The sequence below is a fragment of the Streptomyces omiyaensis genome, assembly GCF_014650895.1.
Classification (GTDB): domain Bacteria; phylum Actinomycetota; class Actinomycetes; order Streptomycetales; family Streptomycetaceae; genus Streptomyces; species Streptomyces omiyaensis.
In genome coordinates, this window is the sequence record NZ_BMVV01000035.1 from 45,079 (window position 1) to 56,228 (window position 11,150).

General features: G+C 73.6%; 8 protein-coding genes and 2 pseudogenes. 3 read left to right on the plus strand and 7 right to left on the minus strand.

What is annotated here, in order from left to right:
- The first annotated feature begins 224 nt into the window (after positions 1-224).
- Complete coding sequence (locus IE287_RS34410; RefSeq protein WP_189853233.1) at positions 225-1,286, plus strand: zinc-binding dehydrogenase; 1,062 nt, start codon at positions 225-227, stop codon at positions 1,284-1,286.
- 85 nt (positions 1,287-1,371) lie between these two features.
- Here IE287_RS34410 and IE287_RS34415 read toward each other — a convergent pair whose 3' ends face one another.
- From IE287_RS34415 to IE287_RS34440, 6 genes and pseudogenes are all read right to left on the minus strand, one after another.
- A complete protein-coding gene (locus IE287_RS34415) occupies positions 1,372-2,061 on the minus strand; it encodes a DUF1345 domain-containing protein (protein ID WP_189853248.1) in 690 nt (229 codons plus the stop codon).
- Between the two features lie 771 nt (positions 2,062-2,832).
- Positions 2,833-5,199, minus strand: a pseudogene (locus IE287_RS34420) (SpoIIE family protein phosphatase).
- Positions 5,200-5,393: 194 nt separating this feature from the next.
- Positions 5,394-6,212, minus strand: coding sequence for an IclR family transcriptional regulator (locus IE287_RS34425; protein WP_229883924.1), 819 nt, complete (start codon positions 6,210-6,212; stop codon positions 5,394-5,396).
- A gap of 85 nt (positions 6,213-6,297) precedes the next feature.
- Positions 6,298-6,750, minus strand: coding sequence for a hypothetical protein (locus IE287_RS34430; RefSeq protein WP_189853250.1), 453 nt, complete (start codon positions 6,748-6,750; stop codon positions 6,298-6,300).
- A 44-nt stretch (positions 6,751-6,794) separates the two neighbouring features.
- A pseudogene (locus IE287_RS34435) lies at positions 6,795-7,067 on the minus strand (DUF2267 domain-containing protein); the annotation flags it as partial.
- Between the two features lie 106 nt (positions 7,068-7,173).
- A complete protein-coding gene (locus IE287_RS34440; RefSeq protein ID WP_189853237.1) occupies positions 7,174-7,605 on the minus strand; it encodes an Hsp20/alpha crystallin family protein in 432 nt (143 codons plus the stop codon).
- Between the two features lie 128 nt (positions 7,606-7,733).
- Here IE287_RS34440 and IE287_RS34445 point away from each other — a divergent pair, with 128 nt between their 5' ends.
- Both IE287_RS34445 and htpG read left to right on the plus strand, forming a co-directional pair.
- A complete protein-coding gene (locus IE287_RS34445; RefSeq protein WP_189853238.1) occupies positions 7,734-8,381 on the plus strand; it encodes a type III effector protein in 648 nt (215 codons plus the stop codon).
- A 150-nt stretch (positions 8,382-8,531) separates the two neighbouring features.
- Positions 8,532-10,451: a molecular chaperone HtpG gene (gene htpG, locus IE287_RS34450; RefSeq protein ID WP_189853240.1), complete on the plus strand. Its 1,920-nt coding sequence runs from the start codon at positions 8,532-8,534 to the stop codon at positions 10,449-10,451.
- A gap of 252 nt (positions 10,452-10,703) precedes the next feature.
- Here htpG and IE287_RS34455 read toward each other — a convergent pair.
- Positions 10,704-11,150 (minus strand): class I SAM-dependent methyltransferase (locus tag IE287_RS34455; protein ID WP_189853242.1); only part of this gene is annotated, 447 nt, incomplete at its 5' end.

The following is an 11,150-nucleotide window of genomic DNA, read 5'->3' on the forward strand; positions in this document are numbered from 1 at the left end:
TCACCAGCCAACATACACACGACTTTGTCAGGCGAACATGTCGAATGACTGTACTGAACGACACAGTCACAGGACGGAACTCGGAGCATGCCGTGAACGTCCGGCGGGAGCGGCTTGACAGATGACACCGTCAGTAGACACGGTTAATCGACATGGTCAGTCGACCATGTCGAGCGCCTGAGCTACGCACGCGCTTCCTTCATCGAGCACATCGAGGTCTCCGCATGAACACCATGCTGGCCGGGCGGCTGCGCCTGGACACCCGTACCTTCGCCGTCGAAGAGGTCCCGATCCCGGTCCCCGGCCCGGGCGAGGTCCTCGTGGAGGTGCGGGCCGCCGGCGTCTGCCTGTCCGACATCCATCTGATCGACGGCAGCCTGAGCCCCTTCTTCCCCACCGACGCCGTCACGAAGGCGGGCGCCGTCACCCTCGGCCACGAGGTCGCCGGAGTCGTCCACACCCTCGGCCCGGACGTGAAGGGCGACTGGGCGCCCGGACAGCGCGTGGTCCTCCAGGCCGGCGAGGCGTGCGGCGACTGCGGCGGCTGCCTGCGACGGATGACGTGCCACCGGCCGATCACCCGCGGCCTGGACTACGACGGCGGCTGGGCGCAGTACGCGATCGCCCGCGAGGGCACGCTGCTGCCCATACCGGACGACCTGCCCTTCGACCAGGCCGCGATCATCCCCGACGCGGTCTCCACCCCGTACGCCGCGATCGTGGGAACCGGCGCGGTCCGCCCCGCCCAGTCGGTCGGCATCTGGGGCGCGGGCGGCCTCGGCGCCCACGCCGTGCGCCTCGCCCGGATGGTCGGCGCGGCCCCGATCCTCGCGATCGACCCGCTGCCCTCGGCCCGCGAGCGGGCCCTCCTCTTCGGCGCGGACGTCGCCCTCGACCCCCTCGCCCCGGACTTCGCGGAGGCGGTGCGGGAGGCGACGGCCGGGCGCGGCCTCGACGTCGCGTTCGACTTCGCCGGCGTGGGCGCCGCCCGCGCCCAGGCCGCGTCGGTCCTCGGTCCCTTCGGTTCGCTCGTCCTCGCCGGACTCACCCCGGAGCCGGTCGCGATCGCCGACAGCATCGGATTCTGCTTCAACGTCAACCAGGTCCGCGGCCACTACGGCTCCGAGCCGGAGCACGTGGAGCAGCTCGTCGGACTGGCCGCCGCCGGACGGATCGACCTCGGCCCCTCCGTCAGCGCCCACGTCCCGCTGGCGGAAGCCGCGGAGGCCGTCGCCCGGCTGGAGAAGAAGATCGGAGACCCGATCCGCCTCGTACTCACCCCCTGAGCACGAGGGGCGGTGGCCGGCTCACTCCGCACGCGCGGACGAACCGGCCACCGCCCCACCATCGCCCGAGGACCGACGGCACCTGTCAGACGCCCTGCCCACCATCCAGCGCCGCGACCATGCCGGCCACGATCACCGTGTTGAAGACGAACGCGATGGTCGCGTTGGCCGCCACCGTCCGGCGCATCTCCCGCGACATCACCGTGACGTCCGTCGTCCCGAACGTCGTCATGACCGACAGGGCGAAGTACACGTAGTCGGCCCAAGCCGCCGTCTCCCCACCCGGGAAGTCCAGCGCCGCCTCGTCCTCCACGAGGTTGTCGGCATGGAACGCGACCGTGAAGGCGACCAGAACGCAGATCCAGGCGACGACGACGAGACCGAGCGCCATCAGAACCCGCGCGGTCGCCGGGAAGGCGGAACCCAGATGCCCGGGACGCCACACCGCCGACACCACGAGCGCCGCCGACGCGATGAGGACCGACACGCCGGGGCCCGGCGCGGTCCCCAGAAGGTAGCGCTGCAGCACGGTGCCCCGCGCCTCCCGCCGGGCCCAGGCGCGGATCCGTTCCGGCGGCGCGTTCGAGAAGGCCCTCAGCGTGACCACCAGGTAGCAGAGCAGGTAGGCGAACAGCGCCACCACGCCCAGATCGGCACTGGAGGCGGACACGGCCCCCGGCGCGAGAACTCCCAGCAGGCCGAGGAGCACGGCGACACAGGCCCCGACGACCGTACTCACCGCGGACCGGCGGCGCTCGGAGAGCCACGAATGCACCGGCCGTGCCTCCTCGTCGAACGTCCCCGCGCACGCGAGGACGACCGCCCGGCCCCCGCAGAGGAATCCGGACAGAACGTGATCGTACGAAAGGGCGGCCGTCCCAGGCCGCCGTCCACCGAACGACGCGCTGGTGGTGTGCACACGCTCCCCGCCCCGCCGCGCTTCCCCCTCCTGCGGACGCGTCCGCCGCCCATCCGCTCGGCGGGCATGCCTGGGAAGGTGCGGCCGGAGGCTCCCTCCTCGTCCAGGAACCCGGCCGGTTCGGTCGTCGTCGTCCGCAGGACGGTCAGCGGGCCGAGGCGCCGGCCTCGGCCGGGTGGTCGAACTCGTCGTGGAGTCCGAAGCCGGGATGGACCCGCCGCCCCGCACGCGTCGGAACTTGCGGCCACCTGACCCCGGCGCCTTCCGCTGGTCGCAGGAGCCGCCGGCGGGCTCGTGGGCGTGGGCCTCGGTCGCGGATGTGCGCGAACGGGGAGGCGCTGCCCGTGGAGAGGCCGTCGGCGCTGGACGCCGGCCCGTGCGCTACCGCGTGGGCGGCCGCCAGAGTCGCCCCCTGGCCGGCGAGCACGGTGGCCGCGCCGGTGCGGGACGGCGCCGAGACGGTCGCGGCGCCGTCGGTCGCGGCGCCCGGCAGCGGTTCCCGGACGCGGGCCGCGGACCGGCCGTGCGGGCGGCGGCCCGGGCGGTTTCTCGCCGGCTCTCGCAGGACGGTGGCCGTACCGCCCCCCGTCGAAGGCCTGGAGAGCCCTCGCGAGCCGGGGCCGGCCCTCAGGCGGACAGCTCCTGCTCGACCCAGATGGTCTTCCCCGTCGGTCCGTACCTGCTCCCCCACCGGCGGCTGAGCTGAGCCACCAGGAACAGTCCCCGTCCCCCTTCGTCGCCGACGCGGGCGCGGCGCATCCGGGGCTGGGTGTTGCTGGGGTCCGTGACCTCGCAGAAGAGGGCTTCGTCGCGGACGAGACGCAGGCCCACGGGGCCGCCCGCGTACCGCACCGCGTTGGTGGCGAGTTCGCTGACGATCAACTCGGTCACGAAGGAGTTCCCCTCGAGTCCCCATGCGGCCAGCTTGCCCGTCGCCGCCTCCCTCGCCGAGGCCACCGCCCGGGGATCCGCGGGAAACGTCCAGTCGGCGACGGAGTCCTCCCCCAGGGGGGCGGTGCGCGCGAGCAGGAGGGCCGCGTCGTCGCGCGGGGGGCCCGATCCGGAGCCGCTCATGAGCGCCCGCGCGATCGCGGTGAGGTCTCCGTCGGCGGGCCGGAGCCGTGTCAGCAGGTCGGTCACCGCGCGGGCGGGGTCGTCGGCGCCGTAGTGCTGGAGCAGGCCGTCGGTGTGGAGGGCGAGGACGCTGCCCGGGGGCACGTCGACGGTCGTCGCCTCGAACGGGAAGCCGCCCACGCCGAGGGGAGGTCCCGGCCGCACGGCCACCGGCGCGGCCCGTCCCCCGGGCGGGGCCAGGAGGGGCGGAGGGTGCCCCGCGGAAGCCATCGTGCAGCGTCCGGCGACAGGGTCGTGCACGGCCACCAGGCAGGTCGCGCCGACCACGTCGTGCTGCGCGGGACCGGACTAGCCGGCCAGCCGGGACACCAGGTCGTCCAGGTGGGCGAGCAGTTCGTCGGGGGGCAGCTCCAGGTCCGCAAGCGTCTGTACGGCCGTGCGCAGCCGCCCCATGGTGGCGGTGGCGTGCAGACCGTGGCCGGTCACGTCCCCGACGACGAGGGCGGTGCGCAGCGAGGGGAGTGCGATCGCGTCGAACCAGTCCCCACCGATCTCGGCACCCCCCGACGCGGGCACGTAGGCGCCCGCGGTCTCCATGACCCGGGTGGAGGTGACGGCCTGGGGCAGCAGGCGCCGCTGGAGGGTCACGGCAGCACGGTGCTCACGGGTGTAGCGGCGGGCGTTGTCCACTCCGAGGGCGGAATGCGCCGCGATCTCCGAGAGCAGGATCGCGTCCTCCTCCTCGAAGGGCTCGGGTCGGTCGGTACGCCAGGCGGCCACCAGCCCCAGCACCAGGCCGCGCGCGAACAGCGGGGCAGCGATCATCGAGTGGCCGTCCTCGGGGGCCGCGAGCCGCAGGTGGTCCGGGTCCGCCAGGCCTCGTCCCAGGGTCTCGCGGTCGGTCACGATCGTGCGGCCCTCCTGGAGCTCGCGCACCATGGCCAGGTCGGGGAAGGGCGGGACGGGAGCGCCGGGCGGGAGCAGGCCGGAGGGCCACGTCCCCCTCGCGGAGCGCACCGCCGCCCTGCGCAGGTGGAGATCGCCGCCGCCGAAGGTCTTCGGCGGCTCCTCTCCCGCGAGGGCTGCGTCCGCCAGATCGACCCACGCGACGTCGGCGAAGTCCGGGACCAGCGCGTCGACGACCTCCTGGGCCGTCCTGCCGATGTCGAGCGTGCTCCCGATCCCCGCCGACGCGCGGTGGCGCAGCTCGCGCCGCCGCTCGGCCCGCCAGTGCCTCGTGGCGTCGGTGAACAGGACGGCGACGCCCGTGGGCCGTCCGTGCGCGTCCTGGGTCCGTACCGCGGACACGGAGAAGGACCATTCTTCGTAGGGGGGCCGTGCGGACCTCACCCGCTGTTCGTGTCCGGCGAGGGGCACACCCGTCTCCAGCACGGCCCGCAGCCCCGCTTCGGCCTCGGCCGCGTCGGGTGGGCGCATGACGTCGGAGAGCCGGCTGCCCACGGGGAGCGGCGGCCCGACGTGCGCGCCCCGCGCCAGGTTGGTCCGTACGACGGCGAGATCGGTGTCACGGAGGACGAAGCCGATGCGTTCCTGCGCGAGCAGGGCCCGGGTGAGGGCCGCGTCCCACTCCGCTTCGGCCGGCCGGTCGGCGGCGACGGCCAGGATCAGCGACAGTTCCGGGCTCCGCAGCCCGTCGGTTCGGTAACGCACCGTGACGGTCTTGCCTGAGCCGCACCGCAGCCTGGCCGTCCCGCGGTCCGGCAGTCGTCCGGCGGGAACCGCGCCGCGGTCGGCCAGCAGCCGGAGGACGGAACGGTGCATCACCTCCGGCGCGGGCCGCTCGACGAGCCGTTCCGCGGCGTGGGACCAGCCGATCACGACGCCCCGGCGGTCGACCAGCGCGGCTGCCACCTGGGGCGGCGGAACGCCCTCACCGGCGTCCTCCGCTTTCGTGCTCATGGCCACCGCCTCCCAGCGGGTCGGTGAACCCATCATGTCGCGGCGCCGGAATCCTCGCCTTCCAGCGAGGAGGGGGCGCCGGGGACGGCGGCCCCGATCCGCCCGTACCCGGCGGGGGCCGGTGAACCACGCCTGCGCGGCGGGACCCGCGAGTCCCGTGGCGCGCCCCCCGGCGTCCGGGAGGCGCGTACGTCCTACGGCCGGTGCTGGACCGTGGAGTGTCCCAGCATCTCGGACATGGCGCGGGTAGAGCTCAGCAGTTCCTCCGAGAGGCGGGCCACGTCCTGCTCCGTGACGCCCCGCGCCGGCATCACGAGGGTGACGACGAGGGGGAAGGACTCGCCGGCCGTGAACACGGGGGCCGCCAGGGAGGTGACGCCGGGAATGACGCCGCCGACGGTGGTGGACACCCCCTCGCGCAACACCTCGGCCCGGATCCGGTCGACGCGGTCCCGGGTGGCCGCGTCCAGGGTCTCCGTCTCCAGCTGTCCGCGCAGCACCGGCTCGGTGAGCCGCTCGGGCAGGTGCGCGAGGAACGCCGCTCCCATCGCCGAGTTCAGCAGCGGCATGGTGGCGCCGACGCGGACCGTGATCGGCAGGGCGTGGGCGCCGTACTCCCAGCGCACGACGACGGGACCGTGATCGCCCCACACCGCCAGGTTGACCGCGTGCGAGGTACGGTCCCTCAGCCCCGGCAGGTGTTCGCTGACCAGGGCCACCTCGTCCATCCTGCGCAGCGACTCGACCCCGAGCCGTCGCATGGCCGGCCCCATGTCGTAGTGCCCGGAGCTGGGCGACTGGGTGACGAGGCCGACGCGGGTGAGGCTGACGAGGTAGCGGTGGGCCTTGCTGGGCTGCATGCCGCTGGCGGCGGCTATCTGCGTCAGGCTCATCGGGCCCCGCCCCTCTTCGAGGGCTTGCAGGACGGTCATCGCCAGCTCGACGGATTGGATGCCCTGCCGGGCCGGCGACGTCTCGCCGGCCTCGGAGCCGGAAGGATGGGGTGTCTTCACGGACGCGATCATAGTGACCGGCCCGACGGGGCCGTCGGAAGCCGACCGGCCGGGGTCGCGCCCTCGGAGCCGTGCGACGGCGGCATCAGGCGTCCCTCCCCACCTCCGGGGCGCCCGCGCCTCCGTGGACCGCGGCCAGCAGCTCGGCCGCGAGGCCGGTCACCGCGTCGGAGCCGGCGGCCGTGCCGTACATGTAGAAGTCGGGCCGGACGACGACGGCCGAGCAGCCGAGCTCGGCGAACCAGGCGCGGTAGGTGCCGTCCACGTCCCGCACGACGGTCGCCGACGGATGCGTCGCGGCCCGCTCGCCGAGGGCGACGACGCGCACGCCGGCCGCGGCGAGGCCGTCGAGCAGCCGGTCGTCCTCGAGCGCGGGCAGGTGGTCTTCGGCGACGAGCAGGTGGAACCCGCCCCCCACGATCTGGTCGAGGCGGTCGCGTCGGGTGCCGTCGTCCACGAAGCCCTGCACCGACAGCTGTCCCCGGCCCGCGACCGTGCTCTCGGCGAACAGGCCCTCGGTGAGGTCCGGGAAGCGCATGGGCTCGGGAGCGGCGGACTCCGCACGGCGGGCCAGCAGCGTCCGGTCGCGGTCGCTTCGGTGGCGCCCTCGATCCAGGCCGCGGTCGCCCGCACGAACCGCTCCGGCGAAAGCGGCTCGGCGCTCTGGAGCGGGTTGAGCAGGATCAGGGCGAACTCCTCCGGCAGGCGCGCCGCGAGCCGGGCGCGGACCTCGCCGACCAGGTGGGCGCCGAGCAGGGCGAGCACCACACGGGCCGCGCGCTCGGCCTCCTCCACGGTGTCGTACCTGCCGCGTTCCTTGACGTCGTCGAGGAACGCGGCGTGTCGCAGGGTCATCTCGGCCGCCACCCCTTCATCTGTTCCACGGACTTCCCACGGGGCGCGGAGGACGGGAAGGAGGGGGGAGATCGGGTGCCCGCCCTCCGCGCAGGTCCGGCCGGTGTCAGCCGGAGATCTCCTTGCGGCCGGATCCGGCGCCGATGGTGATCTTGCGGGGCTTGGCCCGCTCGGCGATCGGGATGCGCAGGGTGAGCACGCCCGCGTCGTAATCGGCCTGGATCCGCTCGGTGTCGAGGGTGTCGGCGAGCACGATCTGGCGCGAGAAGACGCCCAGCGGCCGCTCGGACAGCTCCACCTTCACGCCGTCGGCCTTCGCCACCGGCCGCCGCTCGGCCTTGACGGTGAGCATGTTCCGCTCGACGTCGATGTCGATCGCGTCCGCGGTCACGCCGGGGAGGTCGAAGGCCACCACGTACCAGTCGCCCTCGCGGTAGGCGTCCATCGGCATCACCGACGGCTTCGACCACGTACCGGGGCCCACCAGCTGCTGCGCCATGCGGTCCAGCTCACGGAAGGGGTCAGTGCGCATCAACATGGTGAGAACACCTCCAGCGGGTTTGAGCGATTGCTGCCAATGCGCTGCACGGAAACCGTTGTAACATGTCATCCGATGGATGACAAACACGGCGTCGTCCACTGGATGACTTCTTGAGGGAGGTGCTCGTGACCGCAGCCGACCGGCCGTCCACGACGCGCACCGACGCCCGGAGCCCGGCGTCCTTTCTCGCCGCCACGGCGGCCCTCACCGCCATAGACGACGCGCTGCGCGAGGCCCGGCAGGAGAGCTCCGACACCACCGGGCCCGGGCCCGAACAAGCCCTGGCCTCCCTGATGCTGCTGCGGCAGGTGCGTGAGCAGCTCGCCGGGTGGGAGACCGACCTGATCGAGACCGCCCGCGACGCGGGCGCCAGCTGGGCCGATCTCGCCGCCCCCCTCGGCGTCGCCAGCCGGCAGGCGGCCGAACGGCGCTACCTGCGCGGCCGCCCCGGCACCGGCACAACCGGCGAGCAGCGGGTGACGGCCACCCGTCAGGCCAGGGCCGCCGAACGCGCCACCGCCACCTGGGCGCGCGCCAACGCCGCCGACCTGCGCCGCCTCGCGGGGCAGATCACCGCGCTCGCGCAGCTCGGGTCCGAAGCGCGCCCGGCCCAGGACGCCCTGCACGCCGCGCTCGGTGCCGCGGACGCCGCCGCGCTCCTCGCCCCCCTGGCCGATGTGCGACCCCACCTCGACGCCCGCCACGCCGGCCTGGCCGCATCGCTCGACGTCCTGGAGGACCGGCGGACGACGGCCCTCGGGGAGAACGCCTGACCGGCCTCCTGGGACGCCGCGCCACGCCGGGCGCCGCGGTCGCGGCTCGTCAGGAGCGCCACCGCGGCGGGCGGGAGCCTCTCGCCGCGCCCCTCCGCATCCGCATCCGTTCACGACCCCTTCATGACATTCCCACAGAAAGAGATCCGCATGGGCAGCAGTGTCGAGACGCTGGAGTTCCAGGCCGAAACACGCCAGTTGCTCCGACTGGTGATCCACTCGATCTACTCGAACAAGGACATCTTCCTGCGCGAGCTGATCTCGAACGCCTCGGACGCCCTGGACAAGTTGCGTCTGGAATCGCTGACGGACCCCGACCTCGCCGGGACCGATCCCGCCGCCCTGGGCATCTGGCTGGAGACCGACGAGGACGCCCGGACCCTCACCGTCCGCGACAACGGGATCGGCATGACCCGGGACGAGCTCGTGGAGGTGATCGGCACGATCGCCAAGTCGGGCACCGCCGGCCTGCTGGAGAAGATCAAGGAGTCCAAGGACGCCTCCGGCACCGAGGGTCTGATCGGACAGTTCGGCGTCGGCTTCTACTCGGCGTTCATGGTCGCCGACAGGGTCACCCTCCTCACCCGGCGGGCCGGCACCGACTCGGGCACCCGGTGGGAGTCCGACGGCGAGAGCACGTACGAAATCCAGTCCGTCGACGGCCTGCCCGTGGGCACCTCCGTCACCCTGCACCTCAAGCCCGCCGACGGCGAGGACGGACTGGCCGACTACCTCTCCGAACCGAAGATCCGTCAGGTCGTCAAGCAGTACTCGGACTTCATCCGCTGGCCGATCATGCTGACCGCCCGGCGGACCGACGCCGAGGACGGGACCGCGGCCGCCCCCGACACGATCAACTCGATGAAGGCGCTGTGGGCCCGGCCGCGCAACGAGGTGACCGAGGACGAATACCACGAGTTCTACCGGCAGATCAGCCACGACTGGCTGCCGCCGGCCGAGACGATCCACATGCGCGCCGAAGGCACCTTCGAGTACGAGGCGCTGCTGTTCATCCCCTCGCAGGCGCCCTTCGACCTGTTCTCCCGCGAGACCAGGCCCGGAGTGCAGCTGTACGTCAAGCGGGTGTTCATCATGGACGACTGCGAAGCGCTCATGCCCGACTACCTGCGCTTCGTCAAGGGGGTCGTGGACGCCCACGACCTGTCCCTGAACGTCTCCCGGGAGATCCTCCAGCACGACCGGCAGATCCGCGGGGTGCGCCGACGGCTGGTGAAGAAGGTCCTCGGCGCCCTCAAGGACATGCGGTCCAAGGACGCCGAACGCTACGCGACGGTATGGGCGCAGTTCGGCCGCGCGCTGAAGGAGGGACTGGTCGAGGACACCGACAACACCGAGGCCCTGCTCGAGCTGGTGTCCGTCGCCTCCACGCACGACCCGCAGGGGACAACCACCCTGCGCGAGTACGTCGAGCGCATGAAGGACGGACAGGACGCCGTCTACTACCTGACCGGCGAGACCCGAGCGACGGTGGAGAACTCGCCGCACATGGAGGCCTTCGCCGCCAAGGGGTACGAGGTCCTGATCCTCACCGACCCCGTCGACGAGGTCTGGGTGGAACGGGTCCCGGGCTACGACGGCCACCGCTTCCAGTCCGTCGCCAAGGGCCTGGTCGACCTCGACGGGCCCGGCGAGGGCGACCCGGAGGCCGAGGCCGAGAGGGCGCGGCGGGACCAGGACTTCGCCGCCCTGCTGTCCTGGCTGACCACCACCCTGTCCGAGCAGGTCAAGCAGGTCCGGCTGTCGTCGCGCCTGACCACCTCGGCGGCCTGCGTCGTCGGCGACGCGCACGACGTGACGCCCACCCTGGAGAAGATGTACCGGGCGATGGGGCAGCAGATCCCGCCGGTCAAGCGGATCCTGGAACTCAACCCCGCGCACCCCCTCGTCACGGCCCTGCGCACCGCGCACGCCGCGGGCGCGGACGATTCCGCCCTGGCGGAGACGGCCGAGCTGATCCTCGGCGGCGCGCTGCTCGCCGAAGGCGGCGACCTGCCCGACCCGGCCCGTTTCACCCGTCTGCTCACCGACCGGCTGGCCCACACCCTGTGACCGGCCGGCCATGTGGTCGCGCCCGTCACCACGCGGACCGACGGGGAACGGTCACGACGCGGCGAGGGGCCGGGCGCCGGGCGTCCTCGGCCGGAGCCTGACGGGCGCGGGCGGGAGGAGGACTCCCGCCCGCGGAGCGCCCGCGCCGGGGCGGCGCGAGCCTCTTCGCCCGTCGGCGGCGCACGGGGCGGTCCGGGGACGCCCGGGGCATCGGGGAACACCCGGTGGGCGCAGGCCGGGGCCGGGGTGCCGTCAGGGGTTGCGGGCACGGATGACCACCAGTTCCTCCCGCCGCTCGTCGGGGGCCGCCAGGCCCCGCCGTTCCAGCCAGGCCTGCCGCGAACGCAGCACCGGCCCCCACGGGACGAGGGCACGCGCCGTGACCTCGGCGGACAGGCCCTCGCCGGCCAGCCGCTCCACGGTCGCCCGCGCCCCGCACATGCCCGAGTGCACCATCAGCAGCACACCACCGGGCCGCAGCAGACCGGCGGCGGCCGCGCAGACCCGGTCGATCACCAGACGCCCGTCGGGACCCGCGTCCCAGGCCCGCTTCGCACCCCGCGGCGGCGGCCCGGCCCCCGGCGCCGGGACGTAGGGAGGGTTGGTGACGACCAGGTCGAAGCGCCGCCCCTCCGTCCGCGCGGCGAAGTCGCCGTGCAGGACGCGCAGGGGCACCCGGTGGAGCAGCGCGTTCACCCG